This is a genomic window from Allobosea sp. TND4EK4 (genome assembly GCF_900156025.1).
GTDB lineage: Bacteria > Pseudomonadota > Alphaproteobacteria > Rhizobiales > Beijerinckiaceae > Allobosea.
Window position 1 is genome coordinate 90117 of record NZ_FTMO01000009.1, and the last position, 20342, is coordinate 110458.

Here is a 20342-nt window from a genome sequence, read left to right on the forward strand (position 1 = left end):
TCCCCTCTGCTCATGCGCGCTCGGCGCCAATGGTTCTGCCGCCTCTGTGTGCATCGTGGCGCTTTCCGCGCCATCTCGTGTGCGATTACTCATCAAACTTGCATACGATATGTAAAAGGTATTGTATGCGATTATCCAACACAAGCGGAAACTGGAACGGAGCCCCGCATCGTGACATTGACGGCCCCCGACAGGACGAGACAGCGGCGGGGAGAGGCCGAGATGAGCGAACCACGGACACCGGGATTGCGTGCGCAATCGGTGTACAGGGCGCTGCGACGCGCCATCATCGAGCAGGCGCTGAAGCCCGGCATGAAGCTGCCGGAGGATTCCATCGGCGAGCAGCTCGGGGTCAGCCGGACTCTGGTCAGGGAGGCCTTCAACCGCCTCTCGGTCGAGGGGCTGGTCGAGCTGAAGCCCAACAAGGGTGCCTCCGTCGCCTATCCCACGCTGGAGGAGGCGCGCGATGTCTTCGAGGTGCGCAGGGGCCTCGAGCGCCTGGTCGCCGAGAACCTGGCCGGTCGCCTGACGCCGGCCCAGGCGGCCGAGCTTGAAGAGCATGTCCGGCAGGAAGAGAAGGCGCATGGCCAGGACGGGCCGGAATCGATCCGGCTCTCCGGCGAGTTTCATATCAAGCTCGCCGAAATGACCGGGAATGCGCTGCTGCTGCGCTATGTTCAGGAATCCTCGTCGCGCTGCTCGCTGATCCTGGCGATCTACGGCCGGCCGCATTCCTCCGAATGCGCCGTGTCCGAACACAGGCAGCTCATCGATGCGCTTCGTGCGGGAGATGCGGCCAAGGCCGCGCAGCTGATGGACCATCACCTGCAATCCGTGGTGACGCGCGCTCTCCTGTCGCCCCGCACCGAACCCGACCTGCGCGACGCCCTGTCGCGCTACGCCCTCAGCGAAGGATTGACCCCGCCGTGACCAGCATGCTCGCCGAGGATCGTGCCGCTGCCCGGCCCGAGATCGTCACCTTCGACTTCGCCAGGCTTTCCCCGCGCGAACGCTACAAGCTGCTGATCGGTGCCGTGGTGCCGCGACCGATCGCGCTGGTGACGACGGTGGATGCGCAAGGGGTGGTCAATGCCGCGCCGTTCTCGTTCTTCAACTGCCTGTCCGCCGATCCGGCGATCCTGGCGCTCGGCGTCGAGTACCGGCCCAGCGGCGCGCAGAAGGATACCGGGCGCAATGTCCGCGAGACGCTGTCCTTCACCGTCAACATCGTCTCGGACGCCCTGCTGGAGGGCATGAACGTCTGCGCCGTGCCGTTCGAGCCTGGCATCGACGAACTGGAGCGTGCGGGACTGACGGCGCTGCCCGGAAGCACAGTGCCTTGTCCCTGGATCGCCGAGGCGCCGGCCGCCTTCGAATGCCGCCACCATACCACGCTCGGCATCGGCAATTCGCGGGAGATCATCCTGGGCGAGGTCGTCTACGCGCATTTCCGGGCCGACACCGTCGACGAGCGCCTGCACGTCGACCCCGTCGCGCTCGACGCGGTGGGGCGCATGGGAGGGCATGGCTATGCCAGCACCCGGGATTATTTCGACCTGCCGACCCTGTCCGTCGAGACCTGGGAAAAGGACCCGGCCGCAGCCAACCGCCGCCGCTGAGCCGCCCAGGTCGATCCGCGTCGCCGTCTGGCCTGCGCATTGCGGCACCGTTCGGGTACGGGTGACCTGTCCGGTAGACCTGTGCGCCTCGAGGGCACCAAACAGGTGCGCGAAAAGCCCGCGGAAATCAGAGGTTGTCTGAGCGACTTTAGCCAATTGTCCCGGGGAAAGAGACGATGGCTGGGGGACTAGGACCCCCAGCAACTGCGCGGCATTCCCGATATCACCTCAAAAATAAGCAATTTCGGAAGGTTTCAGTGCCCAACTGGCCCAGTTGTGCCCCATCGGTGTGCCCAGCGCAATGCCCCGAACGTCCAACGACCGTCACAGTTGGCCTTAGGTGATCTGCGTGTCTTCCGAGCAGTGGTTGCGGGGTCTCCAAAAAATCGCGGACCCGCCTGCCCATTGTGCATTGAGCCGTCCTACTTTCGCTGGAGGCCGTTTGGTTTGAGTCAGGCTGCGATGGCTGGCTCGTCCAGCATCGCGTAACGGCGTTCCTCGGATTCGGCCGGCGGCATGCTGCCGATGGGCTCCAGCAGCCGGCGCTGGTTGCACCAGTTGACCCGCTCAGGGCCGCGAATTCCACGGCGTAGAAGGATCGCCACGGCCCGGGCCGATGGATCAGACGAAGCCCGACCAGGTCGAAACGTAGGCAAAGCCCGAGAGCCAGAGCCGATTGGGCGCGGGCGCGTGGAACACCCGGTTGACATGGTCCTGCGGGCATCGCGCGGCCCTGACGGGGCGATCGCCAGGAAATTGCAGATCGGCTAGACCCCAAATGCCCCGCGGTGATCGTGAATTGAGGCGATCATGACCGTTGTCGGCGGTCGAGCTCCGCCTGGGCAAAATGCGCCGACGCCTTGAGCAGGATCTCGTTCGCCTGCCGCAAATCGCGGTTCGCGCCTTCGAGAGCCTTGCGCTTAGCCGTCGTCTCTGTCATCAGCCCAGGCTTGCGGCCGCTGTCGATCTCAGCCTTCTTCACCCACTCGCTTAGCGTCTGCGCCGTGCAGCCGATCTTGGCCGAAATTGACGTGATCGCTGACCAGCGCGACGGGTGCTCGGCCTCGTGATCCAGCACCATTCGCATCGCGCGCGCACGCACTTTAGGCGAGAACTTGTTCGTCGTCTTGCTTGTCATAGCCCCGTGCTCTCAGGGGTTGGAGCGTCCGACAAACCTGGGGCGTTTCAGGTTGAGTTTGGTGTGGTCCCTTTCACGAGGCAGCTTTAATCCAGAGAGAGAATTCGTGGACTAACGTGGAAATAGGGGTGCGGGGCATGGCGTTTCAGCGGTCGCCGGAAACCGAGCGGGCTTATCAGATCGAGGCTCACCGGCATCTGCGGCGAGCCCATAAGTGCCATCCCAACGCGATCTCCTCGAAGGTCTGGTACTGTCGGTCACTGACGATCCGACGATCATCAAGAGTGCGACGGCCCGACTGTACAAGCAGGAGCTGATTGCGGCGGTCGACATCTTGGTTTCAAGGGGGCAGGCTCTCGCATCGTCCCGGGCCAACGCAATCGAGCAGATCGGCGCAGCGCTGGCCGCCCGGAGCGGCATCCCCGACGAGCCGAGAACAGCCAGTCGCAAGGTCAAGGACGCGACAGAGGCCGAAGCGCTCGCCGTCTTCCGCTATCTCGCCAAGAGAGCTCGTGGTCGGGGGAATATCCATCCGATCTGCATGCTGGCGCTCCATGTCTATGTCGTCCCCCGGTTTGGCTGCCGCCCTGTCGAGTGGATGAACGCTTCCGTCGAGGGAGACGTTCTGTTCGTCAAGAACGCGAAATTTAGCAACGGGCGCTCCGGCTTCGAAGAGCGCAGCTTCGATCTCTCCGGCTACGATTCCCGCGTGATCGAGGCGGTCAAGGCGTTCGCGGTCTTTGCGCCGCTCTCGGCCGGCGAGGCTGCGGCCTTCGAGCTCTGGCGCAACGCCTTGGCGGAACTGCTTGCACGAGCCTGCGCCAAATGCGGCCTCCGGCGGCTGTCGCTCTACAGCTTCCGTCATGTCGCGCTTGCGACCTGGAAGAAGGCTGGCCTGGCGCCCTGGGAGATCGCTGCGCTTGCCGGGCACGCCTCGGTAAAGAGCGCCTCGGCCTATGCCGGCAAGACGAAGGGTTGGTCGGCGTCGGCGATCCCCAGAGCCGAGCCGGAGCGGATTGCGGCTCTGGAAGCTCTGGCTACCGGCAAAGCCGCGGAGCCTGCCCCGATCGATGACGAAAGAAGGATATCCCCTCGGCGTGTTGAGCTTGCGCCTTTTAGCGGCTTCGAGACTTTCGACGATATGCCAGTGCAGAAAACTTCCACCTCGGATCGCGCGCGCGCGCAGGCCGGGGCGGCACTCGCTCGGGAGCATCATCAACGGCTTGCTGCGATGGCCCAGAGCATTCTGAATGGCGACGGTAATCGCGATCCGACACCCGATGATGAAGGGGCCCTTGGACCGGCGAGAAACCGGTCCTGAGAGATCAGATCGGCCCCCTTGAGCCGTTTTGGCCGCAATGACCGTTTTGGCAGTGTGATCACCCAGGCGCGGCTCTTGTTGGGGGGGTGAGCAGGCCATGCCGATATTGAATGTTCGCCTAAAAGTCGACGCTGGCGGCGTATCACTTTTCCGGAGAAAGCTGTTGACCATTCCTAAGTCGCCGGAGAGCCGGCCTCGAAGCTCTTCGGCCCATCTAAGGCAGGTTGAAGCCGCGTTGCGACATCGAGAAGATGTCGATCGGTACCGACGAGCTGAAGGCCTATCGGCAGTCGCCCAGAAGTCCAGCCGTACGGAAGCGTTAACGAGCCGTACTCGCGGCAAATCCCGGCCTGCTTGAAACGGCGGAAGGGGCATCGAGTTCATGCTGCGCAACCTATGAGTATCGAGCTTAATCGATACAAATCCACGAAAACCAAACTGAAATAACATCACCCAATTTAATGGTTGACCAAATAAATGGGTCGGTTAACGTCTCTCGTCGTCGGCTTGAGACGTGCTCATCAACGAAGCGCGCCCGGCGATCGGGAGGTTACAATGGCGAGCATGCCGCGGATCGCCTCGCAGTTGGTCCTTTGGGCCGCGAGCTGTGTCGCGTTGAGTCTCGGATCGCTGCCTGCAGCGGCGCAGGAGAGGCCGCTGAAGATCGGCCAGCTCAGCGACATGTCCGGCATCGTCAAGGATCTGTCCGGTCCGGGCACGACGGTCGCGATGAAGCTGGCCATCGAGGATTTCGGCGGAAGCGTGCTGGGGCGGCCGGTCGAACTGCTCACGGCCGACCATCTCAACAAGCCCGATGTGGGGCTCGGCATCGCGCGGCGCTGGTATGACGAGGGGGTGGCCGCGATCTTCGACATCGGCATCACGACGGTGGCGCTGGGGATGCAGGATCTCTCGAAGGACAAGAACAAGCTCGTCATCTACCTGTCGACCGCCAGTTCCGACCTCACGGGCGCCAAATGCAGCCCCAACGGCATCCACTGGACCTACAACAACTACAGTCAGGCGCTCGGCGTGGTGAACCGGCTGATCGAGCAGAAAAACGACAGCTGGTACTTCATGACCGTGAATTACGGTTACGGCGTCAATGTCGAGCGCGACACCACCGAGATGATCAAGAAGGCGGGCGGCACCATCGTCGGCTCGACCAAGCACGCCTTCGATACCACCGATTACTCGTCCGATCTGCTCAAGGCGCAGGGCTCCGGCGCCAAGGTGATCGCGCTCGCGACCACCACCTCGCATGCCGGCAACATCGTGAAGCAAGCCGACGAATTCGGCGTCCGGCCGAAGCAGCAGCTGGCGGCGCTAAGCCTGACGCTGCACGACACCAAGGCGATGGGGCTGCAGACGGCGCAGGGCCTCCTGGAGACCGCACCCTATTACTGGGATCAGAACGACAAGACCCGTACCTTCGCGAAGCGCTATTTCGACCGTTTCGGCAAGATGCCGAACATGATCCAGGCCAGCGCCTACGGCGCCGTGATGCACTATCTCAATGCCGTGAAGAGCGCCGGAACCGACGACACCGCCGCAGTCAACAAGGCGATGCGCGAGATGCCGATCAACGACTTCATGACGACCAACGGCTCGATCCGGCCGGACGGTCGGGTGATGCGGCCAATGTACGTCTTCGAGGTCAAAAAGCCGGACGAGTCGAAGGGCGAGTGGGACCTGTACAAGCAGGTCGCCGAAATCCCTGCGGACAAGGCTTTTGCACCCGCCGACCCGGCCCTCTGCCCGCTGGCGAAGTGAAAGGCGTCGGGGCTCGGGAGGTCGGTATGGCAGATGCGGGTAAGGCGGGGCAGGACTTCGACGTCGCGATCATCGGCGCAGGCTTTTCCGGCCTTTACCTGATTCACAGGCTACGCCGCATGGGCTTTAGCGTCCGGGCGTTCGAGACGGCGAGCGACATCGGTGGAACCTGGTACTGGAACCGCTATCCCGGTGCGCGCTGCGATGTCGAAAGCATGCAGTACTCCTATTCCTTCGACGAGGATCTGCAGCAGGAGTGGAACTGGTCGGAACGCTTCGCGACGCAGCCGGAAATCCTGTCCTACGCCCAGCATGTCGCCGAGCGCTTCGACCTGAAGCGCGACGTCGAGCTCGACACCACGATCGAAAGCGCGGTCTACGACCAGGCGGCACGAAGCTGGACGCTGACGACGGACAAGGGCGCGGCCGTTTCGGCGCGCTTCTGCGTGATGGCGACGGGGTGCCTTTCGGCGGCGCGGGACCCCGAGATCAACGGTGCGGAGACCTTCGGCGGCGAGGTCTATCGCACCGGCAACTGGCCGCATCGTCCGGTCGATCTCGCCGGCAAGCGCGTCGGCGTCATCGGCACGGGCTCGTCCGCGATCCAGGCGATCCCGGAAATCGCGAAGACCGCCGGTCACCTCTTCGTCTTCCAGCGCACCCCGAACTTCAGCGTGCCGGCGAAGAACGCCGCCCTGACGCCGGACTATGTCGCCTCGTGGAAGAACGATTACCCGGCGCTGCGCAGGCGGGCGCGCGAAGAGACGCGCTCAGGCACGATCTATGAATTCGCCACGAAATCCGCCCATGCCGCCACCGAAGAGGAGCGCGAGGCCGAATATCAGAGGCGCTGGGACAAGGGCGGCGCCAACTTCATGCATGCCTATAACGACCTCGTCGTCGACGAGGCGGCCAATCGGACGGCGGCCGAGTTCGTGCATCGCAAGATCAGGGAGATCGTCAAGGACACCCGCACGGCCGATCTGTTGTCGCCGAAGGACTATCCCATCTTCACCAAGCGCATTTGCGTCGACACCGATTATTACGCGACCTTCAACCGCCCCAACGTCACGCTCGTCGACATCCGGACGGACCCGATCGAGGCGATCACGCCAGGTGGGATTCGCACCGCCGGCGGTCATTACGATCTCGACGTGCTGATCTACGCCACCGGCTTCGACGCGATGACCGGGGCGCTGAACCGCATCGACATCCGCGGCCGCGACGGGCGCGACCTTCGCAGCAAATGGGCGCACGGCCCGCGCGCCTATCTCGGGCTGATGAGCGCGGGGTTCCCGAACCTGTTCATGGTGACAGGGCCTGGCAGCCCGTCGGTGCTGAGCAACGTCATCACCTCGATCGAGCAGCATGTCGAGTTCATCACCGACTGCATCGCCCATATGCGCAAGAAGGCCAGGGCCGAGATCGAACCCGAAGCGGCGGCGGAAGACGCCTGGGTCGCGCATGTCGGGGAGGTCGCAGCCGGCACGCTGCTGACGAAGGCGGCGTCCTGGTACATGGGCGCCAACATTCCCGGAAAGCCGCGGGTCTTCATGCCCTATGTCGGCGGTGTCGATCGCTATCGCCGCACCTGCAACGAGATCGTCGCCAAGGGCTACCAAGGCTTCGTCTTTGCCTGAACGGCGGGAGCCGAGCTGATGACGCTTCATCCTTTCATCGCGGCGATGCTGGAACAGCTGAAGGGCCGGCCGGCCCTCTCGGCCGGCACCCCGCAGCAGGCGCGCGCGATGGTTGCGGCGAGCCGCCCGGTTCTGGGCGAAGGCCCTGAACTGGCCAACGTCCGTGATCTCACGGTTCCGACGCGCGGCTGCGCGATCAAGGCGCGGCTCTTCCGACCGGGTCCGTCGCCGGCCGGGCTGATCGTCTATCTGCATGGCGGGGGCTGGATGATCGGCACGCTGGACGACTACGACGCGCTCGCGCGGACGCTGGCCGCCAAAAGCGGGTGCGCCGTCCTGTTGCCTGATTACCGGCTCGCGCCCGAACATCCGTTCCCGGCGGGGCTGGAGGATGTCGAGGACGTGCTTGTCCATCTTGCGAAGGCGGGCGAGGCGCTGCTTGGAGCGACGCTGCCGCTTGTCATCGCCGGCGACAGTGCCGGTGGCAATCTCGCCACGGTCGCGGCGCTGAACCTTCGAGGGCAGGTCACCCTTGCTGCGCAGATCCTGATCTACCCCGTCACCGACAGCGATTTCGAACGGCGGTCTTACGTTGAATACGGCACCGGGCTGCCACTGACGCGACAGGACATGGTCTGGTTCTTCCGCCATTACGCATCTGAGAGTGAATGGGGCTCGCCGCAGATCGCTCCGCTGCGTGCCGACGAGCTGGGCGGCCTGCCGCCGACGCTGATCGCGCTTGCCGAATGCGATGTTCTCGCCGACGAGGGCCGGGCCTATGCCGATGCGCTCGAGCGGGCCGGAACGCGCGTCACGCGCAGGCAGGCCGCGGGCGTCACGCATGGCTTCATCCGCCTGCACAATCTGCTCGACGTCGCCCGTGAGGAGATGAAGGCCGCTGCGGAATTCGCGCAAGCGGCCTGTCGCGACGCCGCCGCGCCCGCACAACGCACCTCAGCCTGACCGAAGGAAACGCGCATGAAAGCCTGGGCCGTCGTCCGCAACAACGAGCCGCTCGAATGCATCGAGGTCACGACGCCGCAGCCGACCGGCACGCAGGTCGTGCTCGCTGTCGAGGCCTGCGGGGTCTGCCACTCCGACCTTCACTTCTGGAAAGGCAGCTACAATCTCGGCGGCGGCAAGACCATGACGCTGACCGATCGCGGCGTGACGCTGCCGCGCGCGCCGGGCCACGAGGTCGTCGGGCGCGTGATCGCGACGGGGCCGGACGCCTCGGGCGTGACGATAGACGAAAGCTATATCGTGTATCCCTGGATCGGCTGCGGCGATTGCGAGAATTGCCTGAACGAGGACGACAATCTCTGCACTGCCCAGAAGAGCATCGGCGTGATGCAGCATGGCGGCTTCGCCGGGGAGGTGGTGGCGCCGCATCCGCGTTATCTCGTGCCGGTCGGCGGTCTCGACCCGGCGCTGGCTTCGACCTTCGCCTGCTCGGGCATCACTGTCTATAGCGCGATCCAGAAGGTGATGCCGATCGCGCCCGACAAGCCGATCGTGCTGATCGGCGCCGGCGGGCTCGGCCTCGCCGCGATCGCGATGCTGCGGGCCTTCGGACACCGGGCGATCGTCTCGGTGGATCTCGATCCGGCCAAGCGGCAGGCGGCGCTCGACATGGGCGCCACCGCCGCCGTCGATGGCGGCGGGGAGGGCGCCGCGCAGGCGATCATCGATGCCGCCGGCGGACCCGTGCGGGCCGTTATCGACTTCGTCAATGCGACGAGCACGGCCGCGGCAGGCTTCGGTGCGCTCGCCAAGGGCGGCCGGCTGGTGAATGTCGGTGTGGCCGGTGGCGAGCTGACGCTGTCACTCGCCGGCATGGTCTTCCGCGCCGTGAGCGTCGTCGGCAGCAACACGGGCAGCGTCAAGGACCTGCGCGCCGTGGTCGAACTCGCCAAGTCGGGCAAGCTGCCGGCCATGCCGGTGACGCGGTTTCCGAAAGATCAGGCGAACGACGTCCTGCAGAAGCTCAGGCACGGCGAGATCACCGGCCGCGCGGTGCTGGTGGAAGCCTAGCGGCAAGCCTGATGTCTCAGCCGGCCGAGCCTGCCATGATCCCGCCGTCGATCGAGAAGGCGCTTCCGGTGCAGAACGAGGCCTCGTCGCTGAGCACGAAGGCGAGCAGCGCCGCGACCTCTTCGGGCGTCCCGTAGCGCTTGAGCGGCACACGGGCGATCGTCGCCTTGCCGGCGATCTCCGGCGCCTCGGGCGCGAAGCCGCGCTCGATCTTGTGGATCATGACGGTGTCGATCGGACCGGGGTGGAGCGCATTGACGCGCACGCCCGCGGCGGCACCTTCCAGCGCGGCGCAACGCATCAGGCCGAGCACGGCATGCTTGCTAGCGACATAGGGCGCCAGCCCGACGCTGCCGCGCAGGCCGGCGGTCGAAGAGGTCAGCACGATCGATCCGCCGCCTTGCCGTGTCATCAGCGGCATCAACTTGCTCAGGCCGATGAAGCAGCCGCCGACATTGACGGCCATGACCCGCTCGAAATCGGCGAGCGCAGCCTCGCCGAGCCGCGCGACGCGACCCACCATCCCGGCATTGAGGAAAGCGCCGTCGATGCGTCCGAAGGCGGCGAGCCCATCGCGGACGGCGCGGTCCATCGTCTCTTCGCGCGTGACATCGCCGACGATCGTGATCGCCTGCGGCCCGAACGATGCGGCGAGTTCCGCCAGCGGTCCCTCGGCCTGGTCGGTCAGGACGAGGCTGGCACCGTCTTCGGCGAGCCGCCGGGCGGCCGCCTGGCCGATGCCGCCGGTCGCGCCGGTGACGAGGACGCAGCGTCCGCTGAAGCGGGTCGAGAGCGGCATCGGCGTCATGCGCGTTGCCGATCGGGAATGTCGAGTTCGAGCAGGAGCGAGCTCAGGCTCTTGCCATGCGGATCGAGCCTCAGCGAGCGGGTCACGCCACCGCCGAGCGCCCGCTGGAGCACGAAGTTGAAGGCGCCGAGTTCCGGCAGTTCGTAGCGGGTCACCGCGCCGCGGACGATGTCGCCGAAGAGCGCCTTCACACGCTCCGCCGTCACATGCTCGGCGAGGAAGGCGTAGTCGCCGGGCTCATAGGCGATGACGCTGATGTTGGAGATGTCGCCCTTGTCGCCGGCCCGGGCATGGGCGAGTTCGCCGAGGCGCATCGTCACGACTCCAGCCAATGGATGGTCGGCTCGACGAGGTCGCGCGGCAGCAGCATGGAGGCTGCGGCGATAACCTCGCGCGCCGACCATGTCGCGCCGCCGCCGCCGGCCGGGCCATTGATCCAGGCGGCCTCGATCTCGCGGCCGATGCGCTGCGCGTCCTGAAGCGATGCGGTCCGGCCCGTGATCCGCGCGCGGACATCCATCGGCTCATGCGGACCGCGCGGGCCGGCATAGAGCGCGTCGACGCCAATCACGTCGAGCCTCAGCTCGGAGATGGCGACCCCGATCAGATCGAGCCGTTCGCGCACCACCTCGAGCGCCAGACGCGCCCGCCGCTCCGCGCCGGTGCCGGCATAGGAGATCTGCCCCTCGCCGATAAAGCCGTCGCGATAGCCGATCGTGACCTTGAGACTGTCGGTCCGAGGCGAGCCGCCGCCGCCCTCGAGCCGGACCTTGTCGAGGCCGGCCTGCGTGAAACGCGCGCTGGTGAAGTCCGCGACGACATCGGGCTGGATGTAGCGAGCCGGGTCGTGAACCTCGTAGAGCAGCTGTTCCTTGCAGGTGCGGATGCTGAGTTCGCCGCCAGAGCCGTCGACCTTGCCGAACAGGGCCGTGCCGTCCTCATCGACATCGGCGAAGGGGAAGCCGAGGCGCGCCAGTCCCGGCACGTCCTTGCGGCTGGGATCCGCGAAGTAGCCGCCCGTCAGTTGACCGGCGCATTCCAGCAGATGGCCGATCATGGCGCCGCGGCCGAGCCTAACCCAATCGTCCAGCGCCCAGCCGAACTCATGGACCAGCGGCGCGGCGAACAAGGCGGGATCGCCGACGCGCCCGGTGATGACGATGTCGGCGCCTTGTCTGAGCGCCGATACGATCGGCTCGACGCCGAGATAGGCATTGGCGGAGACGATGCGCGCGCCGAGATCGGCCGTGGAGCTCGGCCCGTCCGTAAGCGGCCAGTTCGCGGCCCGAACCGGACTAAGCACGTCGTCGCCGAGAACATAGGCGATCTTCAAGCCCGCAAGGCCGAGCCGACGCGCGACGCTGGCGACCGCGCGAGCCGCGGCGGCGGGGTTTGCCGCGCCCATATTGCTGACGATCCGGATGCCGTTCCTGCGGCAGGGCGGCAGCACCCGATCCATGCGCTCTTCGAGCAGGCGATCGTAGCCGGCGTCGGGGTCCTGCAGCCTTGCCTGCTGGGCGAGCGCGATGGTGCGCTCGGCCAGGCACTCGAAGACAAGGTAGTCGAGGCCGCCCCGGTCGGCGAGCTCGATCGCGGGCTCGACCCGATCGCCGCCGAAGCCCGATCCGGCCCCGATCCTGATGGTTCTCATCGCCGGCCTCGGTTGCGTGTCACTCCGGCTCGATGCCGGCTTCCTTGACCAGTGCCGTCCATTTCACGACCTCGCCCTGGACGTAGCGAGTGAATTCGGCGGCCGAGACGGGCTGCGCCTCGATACCAAGCGGGGCGAAGCGCTCCTTCACGTCCGGCAGGGCCAGAATGGCGTTCACCTCGGTGTTCAGCCGTTCGACGATCTCGTTCGGCGTTCCTGCGGGCGCGAACAGGCCGGTCCACGAGGCGAGGTCGAAATCCTTGACGGCGGTCTCCGCGATGGTCGGCAGGTCGGGCGCCAGCGTGCTGCGGTTCTTGGTCGTCACGGCGATGGCGCGCAGGCTGCCGGAATTCACCGAGCCGATGGCCGACGACATGTCGCAGAACATCATGTTGATGCGGCCGCCGATCACGTCCGTCAGGGCTGGCGGATTGCTGCGATAGGGCACCTTGAGAAGCTGGATGCCGGCACCTTTCGCGAAGCTCTCGGCCATGACGATGCTGGTCGAGCTGCCTCCGGCATAGCTGATCTCGCCGGGCTTCGCCTTGGCGGCGGCGATCAGGTCCCCGACGGATTTGATCGGCAGCTTGGGATCCAGCACCAGGAAGTAGGAGAAAACGCCGGTATGGGCGATCGGCGCGAAATCCTTGATCGGATCATAGGCGAGCTTCTTGTAGAGCGCGCTGTTCGAGCCATGCGTGGAGTTGGTGCCGAGCAACAGTGTGTAGCCATCGGGCGCGGCCTTGGCGACGGCTGCAGTGGCGATGGCGCCGGTGGCGCCTGCGCGGTTCTCGATGATGAAGTTCTGCTTCAGCCGCGCCGCCAGATGCTGCCCGAGGACGCGGGCGGCGGTGTCGCTGCCGCTGCCGGCCGCGAAGGGCACGACGATGGTCACGTTGCGGCTGGGATAGCTCTGGGCGCCGGCCGGCGCAGCCGCGCAAAGGGCGATTGCCGCACCGAGCGTCAATGCTGTCAGAAATCTCATCTCGATCCTCCCGCGAACGCGCATTCTGGGCGCTTATGCGTGCGGCGACCTTGAGGGCCGCATCCGGGGGCGAGATTATGCGCCTGCCGGACGGCAGGCAAGCTAAATGGTCCAATTATTTCAAAAATCGATCATGAGGTCCCGGCTTCCACCTTCTTTGCGGCGGAGGGCATCGGGGCTGCGCCGGTCGCGATATCGCGATAGCCGGCGACGTGCCGGTCCATGCGCTGGAAGGCGGCGTCCTGGTCCTGCTCGCGAATGGCCTTGAGGATGACCGTATGCGCCTTGACGGCGATGACGCGCAGCTCCGGCGTGGTGACGTGCTGATAGTCCATCGCGTCGCGGATCGGCGTCGAGATCGCTTCCATCAGCGCCATCAGGGGCTCGTTGCCGCTGGCGCGGGCGATGGCCAGGTGCCAGTCGAGGTTGATGTTCTTGTAGCGCGCGACGTCGTCGACGGAGCCGACGAACTGCTCGTGCAGCTCCTCCATCTCCGCGAGCTGGTCGTCGGTGCGGCGCTTGGCGGCGAGCCGGGCCAGCGTCGGCTCCACCGCGACGCGGCACTCCAGCAGTGATTCGAGGCGGATGCCGTGCGTCCGCACGAACAGCTCGACCGAGCGGGCGACCGAAGCGCGGCCCGGCAGGGTGACCATCGATCCGCCGGTGCGGCCGACCTTGGTGGTGATCAGCCCCTCGGATTCCAGCACGCGCAGCGCGTCGCGCACGGAGGTCCGGCTGAGGCCCGATTCGGTGACGAGGTCCCGCTCCGTGGGCAGAAAGCTGCCGGGCGTGATCTGCCCTTTGACGATGAGGTCCCGGAGGCGGTTCGCCAGGACATCGGCCGCCTTGGGAACCACCACCGGCGAGATCAGGGCGGACAACTTCACGGTCATGCAGCTTTCCTTCGGCCGTCGGCACGAGGCGTGGTCAATGGTCCACCCTTGGTATCATAATCCCATATAGGCTTCCTGAATGCTTCTGTCGGCGAGGAATTGCTGGGCGCGCCCCGACCGGACGATGCAGCCATGGTCCAGGATATGGGCCTCGTCGGCGATCTCCAGCACTTCGGTTACGCGCTGCTCGACGATCAGGACGCTGAGCCCCTCGTCGCGCGCCAGGCCCGCGACGATCTCCAGCACCTTCTCGGCCATCAGCGGCGAGAGGCCGACCGAGGGCTCGTCGAGCAGGAGTAGCGAGGGCCGGCACATCAGCGCCCGTGCGATCGCGCACATCTGGCGCTCGCCGCCCGAGAGCTTGCCGGCGAGCTGGTCGCGACGCTCCGTCAGGACGGGAAAGGCCGCCGTCACCTCGCGAATGCGCGCGGCCATGCCGCTGCGCGCATGGGGGGAATAGGCGCCGAGCTGGAGGTTCTCCTCCACGGTCATGAACGGGAACAGGCGCCCGCCCTCGGGCACCAGAGCCAGGCCCAGCCCAGGCAGGGCGTCGGCGTTCTCGCGGGTGATGTCGCGGCCCTTGAACGCGATGCGGCCGGCCGACGAGGGGATCAGCCCAGCGATCGTCGACAGCAGCGTGCTCTTGCCCGCCCCGTTCGCGCCGACGATGGCGGCGACCGAGCCATGCGGCACCGAGAAGGCCACGTTGTGCAGGACGCCGAGATCGTTGTATCCGGCGCAGAGGCCTTCGACGACGAGTTCATCGCTCATGAGCGCGTCTTTCCGACATAGGCCTCGATCACCTGCGGATCGCCCAGTACCTCGTCCGCCGTTCCCTGCTTGAGCAGGCGGCCGCGATTGATCACGACCACGCGTCGCGAGAAGGCGCGGACGACCTTGAGATTGTGCTCGATGACGAGGAAGGCGACGCCGGCTGCGTTGAGGGCATGGACCATGTCGATGATCTCGCGGACCTCGGTCTGGTTCAGCCCGGCCATCACCTCGTCGAGCAGCACGATCTGTGGCTTCATCGCCAGTGCGCGGGCGACCTCGAGCCGGCGCCGCTCGCCCAGCGTGAGCGAGCCCGCACGATCGCCGGCACGCTTCGAAAGCCCCACCATCTCCAGCGCCTCGGCGGCCCGCGCCGCGGCGCCCGGCAGCGAGCGCTCATGCATGAAGGCGCCGACCATGCCATTCTCGAGCACGCTCATCGAGGTCAGCGTCTGCGAGATCTGGAAGGTGCGGCCGAAGCCGAGCCGTGCCCGCTCGTTCGGCCGCAGGGAGCCGATGTCGCGGCCTTCGAAGCGCACGGTGCCGCTGGAGGGCTGAAGCTGGCCTGTCAGCAGGTTGAACAGGGTCGTCTTGCCGGCGCCGTTCGGGCCGATGATGCTGACGATCTCGCCGCGCGAAACCGTGAAGCTGACCTCGTCGACGGCGCGCAGGCCGCCGAAATGGCGCGAGACGTTCTCGATGCCGAGGAAGGGCGCCGGCGTCATGCTCGCGCTCCAAACAGCCTGAGTGCGCCCGCCCGCAATGCGCCCATGACGCCGTGGCGCAGGAACAGCGCCGTCAGCATCAGGACGACGCCGAGTACGATGAGATTGGCGCCGGGGACCGAACCGCCGAGCTCGGCGCGCAGGTAGTTTTCCAGTGGCACGATCAGCAGGGCGCCGAGCAACGGGCCGTAGACGGTGCCGATCCCGCCGATCAGGGCGATGAGCGCGATCTTCACGCCGATGTCGAAAAGCGAGAACAATGTCGGCGGGTCGGCGACGCGGACATACATCATATAGAGCACGCCGCCGACGCCGGTCAGCGCGGCGCTGATCGCCATGCCGGTCAGCTTGGTTCGTAGCACGTCGATGCCGGCGGCGAGCGCCGCGTCCTCGTTGTCGCGCACCGCCTGGAGGGCGTAGCCGAGGCGGCTGCGCGTCACGGCCGCCATCACCAGAAGGCAGATGGCGAGGAAGCCGAGCATCAGCAGCGCATAGGACATCCGGTCCCGGAAGATCATGTTCTGGACACCGAGCCGGAACGGGATCGAGATGCCGCGCGAGCCGCCGGTGAAGGTGTCGAAATACAGTGAAAGCGAGAGCAGGACCTCCGTCATCGCCATGGTCGCGATGGCGAAGAACGGCCCGCGCAGCCGGAAGACGGGCCAGGAGATCAGGGCCCCGAGCAGCGCCGAGAACACCGCCGCCGGGACGATGGCGAGCCAGGGCGAGATCTGAAGCTTGAGGTAGATGTTCGCGACCGTAAAGGCGCCGATCGCGAAGAACACGCTGTGGCCGAGCGAGAACTGGCCGCCCAGCCCACCGATGATGTTCCACGCCGTGGCGAGCCCGGCGAAGAGGAAGGCGGTGGCGAGGATGTTCAGGGTGAAGCTGTCGCCGGAGAAGACGGCGATCAGGGCGCCGGCCGCGGCGATCACGCCGAGCGTCACCGGCAGCTCGTGCCGGAGCGTCCGGACGCCCGTCCGGGCAGGCGCGGCGGAGCGGGTGTCAGGATTGCTCACGAAGACCCACCTCTTCGGCGCCCGCGACCCCGAACAGGCCGGAGGGGCGGATGATCAGGACGGCGATGAAGACCATGAATAGTACGGCGTGCTTCAGCGCGGGATCGAGATAAAACCCCGCAAGCGCCTCGGTGAGGCCGACGATGAAGCCGCCGACATAGGCGCCGCGCACGCTCCCAAGGCCGCCGAGCACCACGACGGCGAAGGCCGGCATGATGAAGTTCATGCCGATCTGGGGGGACATGGAATAGAGCGGCGAAAGCAGGCAGCCGGCGAGCCCCGCCAGGGCCGCGCCGACGCCGAAAGTCACCATGTACATCCGCTCGACCGGGATCCCCATCAGCCTGGCGGCCTTGCGGTCCTGCGCCACGGCGCGGATCGCCTTGCCGGGCATGGTCGCGCGCAGCCACCAGCCGAGGCCGGCGGCCACCACCGTCGCCGCCGCCAGCACGATGATGCGCGCGAGCGGCATCTGCACGGGTCCGATCGCGATCGTCGTGTCGGAAAGCACGGAGCCGACACTGAAGCTGACGCCGCGCGTCACGGCGAGCACGCTGTTCTCCAGCACCATCAGCAGCCCGAAGGTGGCGAAGACCTGCATCATCGGCTCGCCCTGGAGAGGCCGGAGCAGCACCCAATAGACGGCGCAGCCCAGCAGGAAAAGTGCGGGCACTACGAGGACGGGCGCGAGATAAGGGTCGAGACGCAGCGCCGTCTGCGCGGCAAAGGCGCCGTACATGCCCAGCATCACGAACTCGCCCTGGGCGAAGTTCACGACGCGGATCACGCCGAAGATCAGGTTCAGGCCGACGCTGACCAGCGCATAGATGCCGCCGAGCAGCAGCCCGATCGCGAGGATGTTCAGGAATTCGGCCACGGGCTTCTCCGGGCATAGGGGCGAGAAGGGGCCGGCTTGCGGCCCCTCGCTATCGCGTCAGGCGCGCGGCAGGTTGACGACGGCGACGCCTTCGGCCGCCGCCTCGGTCGGGAAGACCGCCTTGACAAGCCCGCCTTGCCACTGCGCGACGACCGGGAGCGCGCGAGTGTTCTGCATCTTGGCGTCGAACTTGGCCCCGTAGCCGGTCTCGTAGGTGCCGAGCGGCTTGTCCATCGCGGCGGCCGCCTTGACGACCTTCTCGTAGTCGACGCCGCCCGCGGCCTTCACCGCCTCGAACAGCATCTTCATCCCGACGAAGGCGTTCATGCCCTGCGGGGCGATCGGGTCGCGGCCGAGCTTGTCGCGGTAGAGCTTCAGGAAGGCGCCGGCACCGGGCCCGTATTTCTCGCTGACGTCGGGCCTCGGATAGGAGACCACGAAGATGCCTTCGAGATACTCCTTGCCGAGCGCCTCCAGCGTTTCCTTGGTGTCGCCGACGCCGCACAGCATCATCGCGGCGGGCTTGAAGCCCTGGTCGCGCGCGGCGCGGAGCAGGAGATTGGTGTCCACGACATAGGCCGTGCTGATCCAGATGTCGGGAGCCGCGTTCTTGGCGCGCAGGATCGAGTCGGTCACGTCGATGGCCCGCGCGCTGTGCGAGCCGACGCCGAAGCCGACCCCGGCCTCCTTGAGCAGGCGCTGCTGCTCGGTGGCGATCGAGGTGCCATAGGCGGAATCCTCGTGCTCGACCCAGGCCTTGAGGTCCTTGGGCTGCTTGCCGAGCTTGGCCGCGACGATCTTCAGCGCGCCTTCGACGGCGCGGGAGGCGAATTCGTTGCTGCTCGGGCCGGAGCGAACGAAATTGGGCAGGCCGCGATCTGTGAGGTCGCGCGCCAGAGCGTTCGTCTCCCAATAGAGCTTGCCGTAGTTCAGCGCGCTTTCGCTGGCCGCGTTCGAGATCGCGGTGACGTAGGTGCCGGCGAGAATATCGACCTTGTCGCGCCCGACGAGCTGTTCGATGGCGGCGATGCCCTCCTGCGCCGAGGTCGCGTTGCCGCGCACGATCTGGATCTGGCGGCCGAGCACGCCTCCCTGGCCGTTGACCCAGTCGGCCGCCAGCTCGTAGCAGCGCGTGACCTCGTCGCCATACTGCGCCATCGCGCCGGAATAGGGGTTGATCGCACCGATCTTGATCGGGCCACCCTGGGCGAAGGAGCCGCGCGTCCCAGCCATCATCGCCGCACCGGCGACTACGCCTCCGAATTGCCGTCTCGTCAGCTTCATCTCATCCTCCCTCGTGATTGTTTTTATCTGTTCTGTCGTTCAGCCGGCCCGGCGCCGGTCCGGCCTCATGCCGCTTCGTCTCGCCCGGCTTCGCTCCGGGTCGAGGGTGAAGACGGGCCGGCCGTCGATGCTGCGTGTCGTCGCGATCGCGACGCCGTAGACGGCCTCGGCCGCCGCCTTGTCGATCAACCCGGCGTTGAGGTCGGTCTCGACCGCGGCGAGGTCGCGCTCGAGCGGGTCGCCGAAGCCGCCGCCGCCGGGCGAGCCGAGATGGAAGCTGTCGCCGGCCGCGAAGGGGATCTTCTCGGCCTTGCTGCGCATCGGCGGGACCCAGCTCCTGCCGCCGGTCGTGAGGACGACGCTGTTGGTGGCCGCCGGGCCACCGCCCTGGACGCCGAAGGGCGCATGATCGACGCGGTCGCCGAGGATCGAGATCACCGTGTCGGTCAGGGTCTCGATGGCGTAGTCGGAGCCGCAGCCGCCGCGGTGCCGGCCGGCGCCGCCCGAGCCTTCGCGGATCGCGTAATGCCCGAAGCGGACAGGGTAGCGATGCTCCGACATCTCGACCGACATGAACTTGGCCATCGAGCCCGGCGGCGTGCCGTTGATCAGCCCGTCCGAGTCCCGGCTTGCGCCATAACCGCCGGGATAGGGATAGACGGCGACGAAGTACTTGCCGGTGTCGGGATGCCGGCCGGAGACGGTCGCCACACCGGTGGTGCCGAAGGGGGCGGCCGGCGTCTGGTCCGGAATAGCCTGCGCCAGCGCGCCGAAGACGACATCGACGATGCGCTGGGTGACGTCGGTGGTTCCGCCGACGGCGGAGGGATACTCGGCCGCCAGGATGCATCGGCGCGGGATGACGAAGCGCGTCGGCCGGAAGGCGCCGCCATTCACCGGGACCTCCGGGAAGATGTGCTTCAGCGCCACGAAGCACAGCGAGCGCGTCGTCGCGTCCGAGATATTCATCGGTCCCGTCGCTGCGCCGGATGTGCCGGTGAAATCGAAGACGAGGTCCGAGCCTTCGACCGTGATCACCAGCGTGACGGCGAGGGGCTCGTCGACCACGCCGTCATTGTCGAAATAATCGGTGATGGCGTAGGTGCCGTCCGGGATTTCGGCGATATAGGAGCGCATCTCCGCCTCGGACCGGCGCATCATCTCGTCGATGCAGTCCTTCAGCGTGGCGACGCCGTAGCGCGCGACGAGGTCGTCGAGCCCGCGCCGGCCGAGCGCGAAGACGTTGGTCATCGCCGCGAGATCGCCGAGCAGCTGCTGCGGCAACCGGACATTGGCGGTGATCATCGCCACCACCGCATCGTTGCGCCGGCCTTCCTCGTAGAGGCGCAGCGGCGGGATGATCATCCCTTCCTGATGGATCTCGCGCGCCGTGGGCGCCCAGCCGCCCGGAACGCTGCCGCCCATATCCATCCAGTGGCCGGTATTGGCGAAGAGCGCGAAAAGCTTGCCGTCGACGAAATGCGGCGCGACGAGAATGACGTCGTTGAGATGCGTGCCGCTGAGATAGGGATCGTTGGTGATCCAGATGTCGCCGGGCCGGAAGCCGCCGGCTTGTTCTGCGATCGGGATCAGGCGCTGCACGGTGAACTGCATGTTCGCCAGGAACATCGGCAGGCCGTAGCCGCCCTGCGCGATCGTCTCGCCCGTCACCGGGTCGTAGAGCCCGTGTGCGCAGTCGTTCGTCTCGGAGATGATCGGGGAGAGCGCGGCGCGGATGAGATGGAGGTCCATCTCGTCGGCGATCTGTTCGAGGGCGCCGCGAACGACGGCGAGCGTCACCGGA

General features: G+C 66.5%; 18 protein-coding genes, 1 pseudogene and 1 other annotated feature. Of the genes and pseudogenes, 7 read left to right on the forward strand and 12 right to left on the reverse strand.

Annotation, left to right across the window (positions count from 1 at the left end; translation table 11 throughout):
• The first annotated feature begins 222 nt into the window (after nt 1-222).
• Nucleotides 223-930 (forward strand): GntR family transcriptional regulator, encoded by a 708-nt coding sequence (locus BW981_RS15325; protein ID WP_076440716.1) that lies wholly within the window; start codon nt 223-225, stop codon nt 928-930.
• Between the two features lie 5 nt (nt 931-935).
• Nucleotides 936-1619: a flavin reductase family protein gene (locus tag BW981_RS15330; protein ID WP_210188674.1), complete on the forward strand. Its 684-nt coding sequence runs from the start codon at nt 936-938 to the stop codon at nt 1617-1619.
• Nucleotides 1620-2071: 452 nt separating this feature from the next.
• Here the strand turns inward: BW981_RS15330 and BW981_RS22325 are convergent.
• Nucleotides 2072-2757, reverse strand: a pseudogene (locus BW981_RS22325) (hypothetical protein).
• Nucleotides 2357-2473, reverse strand: a sequence feature (AL1L pseudoknot). Its footprint overlaps the pseudogene before it by 117 nt.
• A 214-nt stretch (nt 2758-2971) precedes the next feature.
• Between BW981_RS22325 and BW981_RS15345 the strand changes: the two are divergent.
• From BW981_RS15345 to BW981_RS15365, 5 genes are all read left to right on the forward strand, one after another.
• Nucleotides 2972-4078 (forward strand): site-specific integrase, encoded by a 1107-nt coding sequence (locus BW981_RS15345; RefSeq protein WP_076440722.1) that lies wholly within the window; start codon nt 2972-2974, stop codon nt 4076-4078.
• 555 nt (nt 4079-4633) lie between these two features.
• Entirely contained in the window at nt 4634-5851 is a 1218-nt protein-coding gene (locus BW981_RS15350; protein WP_244560342.1) for an ABC transporter substrate-binding protein, read from the forward strand.
• Between the two features lie 26 nt (nt 5852-5877).
• Nucleotides 5878-7491: a flavin-containing monooxygenase gene (locus BW981_RS15355; RefSeq protein WP_076440724.1), complete on the forward strand. Its 1614-nt coding sequence runs from the start codon at nt 5878-5880 to the stop codon at nt 7489-7491.
• A gap of 18 nt (nt 7492-7509) precedes the next feature.
• On the forward strand, nt 7510-8454 hold the full coding sequence (locus tag BW981_RS15360) for an alpha/beta hydrolase (protein WP_076440726.1): 945 nt from the start codon (nt 7510-7512) through the stop codon (nt 8452-8454).
• A gap of 15 nt (nt 8455-8469) precedes the next feature.
• Nucleotides 8470-9525, forward strand: a complete 1056-nt coding sequence (locus tag BW981_RS15365) for an alcohol dehydrogenase (protein WP_076440728.1) — start codon at nt 8470-8472, stop codon at nt 9523-9525.
• A 16-nt stretch (nt 9526-9541) separates the two neighbouring features.
• Here the strand turns inward: BW981_RS15365 and BW981_RS15370 are convergent, their stop codons facing one another.
• The 11 genes from BW981_RS15370 to BW981_RS15420 all read right to left on the reverse strand — a co-directional run bounded on the left by BW981_RS15370 (nt 9542) and on the right by BW981_RS15420 (nt 20338).
• Nucleotides 9542-10333 carry an SDR family NAD(P)-dependent oxidoreductase gene (locus BW981_RS15370; protein ID WP_076440730.1) on the reverse strand — a complete coding sequence of 264 codons (792 nt, stop codon included), beginning with the start codon at nt 10331-10333 and terminating at the stop codon, nt 9542-9544.
• Nucleotides 10330-10647: an AtuA-related protein gene (locus BW981_RS15375; protein WP_076440732.1), complete on the reverse strand. Its 318-nt coding sequence runs from the start codon at nt 10645-10647 to the stop codon at nt 10330-10332. Before BW981_RS15375 ends, BW981_RS15370 begins: the two co-directional genes overlap by 4 nt.
• 2 nt (nt 10648-10649) lie before the next feature.
• Nucleotides 10650-11984 carry an acyclic terpene utilization AtuA family protein gene (locus tag BW981_RS15380; RefSeq protein ID WP_076440734.1) on the reverse strand — a complete coding sequence of 445 codons (1335 nt, stop codon included), beginning with the start codon at nt 11982-11984 and terminating at the stop codon, nt 10650-10652.
• Nucleotides 11985-12003: 19 nt separating this feature from the next.
• Entirely contained in the window at nt 12004-12969 is a 966-nt protein-coding gene (locus BW981_RS15385; RefSeq protein WP_076440736.1) for a Bug family tripartite tricarboxylate transporter substrate binding protein, read from the reverse strand.
• A gap of 131 nt (nt 12970-13100) precedes the next feature.
• The gene (locus BW981_RS15390) at nt 13101-13862 is read right to left on the reverse strand and encodes a FadR/GntR family transcriptional regulator (protein ID WP_076440738.1); all 762 of its coding nucleotides are present in this window, start codon (nt 13860-13862) and stop codon (nt 13101-13103) included.
• 54 nt (nt 13863-13916) lie between these two features.
• The gene (locus BW981_RS15395; protein ID WP_076440740.1) at nt 13917-14633 is read right to left on the reverse strand and encodes an ABC transporter ATP-binding protein; all 717 of its coding nucleotides are present in this window, start codon (nt 14631-14633) and stop codon (nt 13917-13919) included.
• The gene (locus BW981_RS15400; RefSeq protein ID WP_076440742.1) at nt 14630-15358 is read right to left on the reverse strand and encodes an ABC transporter ATP-binding protein; all 729 of its coding nucleotides are present in this window, start codon (nt 15356-15358) and stop codon (nt 14630-14632) included. The genes BW981_RS15395 and BW981_RS15400 overlap by 4 nt, the downstream gene beginning before the upstream one ends.
• Nucleotides 15355-16377 carry a branched-chain amino acid ABC transporter permease gene (locus tag BW981_RS15405; protein WP_083712393.1) on the reverse strand — a complete coding sequence of 341 codons (1023 nt, stop codon included), beginning with the start codon at nt 16375-16377 and terminating at the stop codon, nt 15355-15357. The genes BW981_RS15400 and BW981_RS15405 overlap by 4 nt, the downstream gene beginning before the upstream one ends.
• Nucleotides 16364-17254 carry a branched-chain amino acid ABC transporter permease gene (locus tag BW981_RS15410; protein WP_076440745.1) on the reverse strand — a complete coding sequence of 297 codons (891 nt, stop codon included), beginning with the start codon at nt 17252-17254 and terminating at the stop codon, nt 16364-16366. Before BW981_RS15410 ends, BW981_RS15405 begins: the two co-directional genes overlap by 14 nt.
• Before the next feature lie 57 nt (nt 17255-17311).
• Nucleotides 17312-18538, reverse strand: coding sequence for an ABC transporter substrate-binding protein (locus BW981_RS15415; protein WP_076440747.1), 1227 nt, complete (start codon nt 18536-18538; stop codon nt 17312-17314).
• A 39-nt stretch (nt 18539-18577) separates the two neighbouring features.
• Nucleotides 18578-20338, reverse strand: coding sequence for a hydantoinase B/oxoprolinase family protein (locus BW981_RS15420; protein WP_210188673.1), 1761 nt, complete (start codon nt 20336-20338; stop codon nt 18578-18580).
• Between the last annotated feature and the right edge of the window lie 4 nt (nt 20339-20342).

Coding starts and splice junctions, on each gene's coding strand:
- BW981_RS15370 (WP_076440730.1), bottom strand. CDS start 10,333: ATGACGCCGATGCCGCTCTCGACCCGCTTCAGCGGACGCTGCGTCCTC.
- BW981_RS15325 (WP_076440716.1), top strand. CDS start 223: ATGAGCGAACCACGGACACCGGGATTGCGTGCGCAATCGGTGTACAGG.
- BW981_RS15400 (WP_076440742.1), bottom strand. CDS start 15,358: ATGACGCCGGCGCCCTTCCTCGGCATCGAGAACGTCTCGCGCCATTTC.
- BW981_RS15415 (WP_076440747.1), bottom strand. CDS start 18,538: ATGAAGCTGACGAGACGGCAATTCGGAGGCGTAGTCGCCGGTGCGGCG.
- BW981_RS15390 (WP_076440738.1), bottom strand. CDS start 13,862: ATGACCGTGAAGTTGTCCGCCCTGATCTCGCCGGTGGTGGTTCCCAAG.
- BW981_RS15385 (WP_076440736.1), bottom strand. CDS start 12,969: ATGAGATTTCTGACAGCATTGACGCTCGGTGCGGCAATCGCCCTTTGC.
- BW981_RS15365 (WP_076440728.1), top strand. CDS start 8,470: ATGAAAGCCTGGGCCGTCGTCCGCAACAACGAGCCGCTCGAATGCATC.
- BW981_RS15395 (WP_076440740.1), bottom strand. CDS start 14,633: ATGAGCGATGAACTCGTCGTCGAAGGCCTCTGCGCCGGATACAACGAT.
- BW981_RS15355 (WP_076440724.1), top strand. CDS start 5,878: ATGGCAGATGCGGGTAAGGCGGGGCAGGACTTCGACGTCGCGATCATC.
- BW981_RS15380 (WP_076440734.1), bottom strand. CDS start 11,984: ATGAGAACCATCAGGATCGGGGCCGGATCGGGCTTCGGCGGCGATCGG.
- BW981_RS15375 (WP_076440732.1), bottom strand. CDS start 10,647: ATGCGCCTCGGCGAACTCGCCCATGCCCGGGCCGGCGACAAGGGCGAC.
- BW981_RS15350 (WP_244560342.1), top strand. CDS start 4,634: ATGGCGAGCATGCCGCGGATCGCCTCGCAGTTGGTCCTTTGGGCCGCG.
- BW981_RS15360 (WP_076440726.1), top strand. CDS start 7,510: ATGACGCTTCATCCTTTCATCGCGGCGATGCTGGAACAGCTGAAGGGC.
- BW981_RS15330 (WP_210188674.1), top strand. CDS start 936: ATGCTCGCCGAGGATCGTGCCGCTGCCCGGCCCGAGATCGTCACCTTC.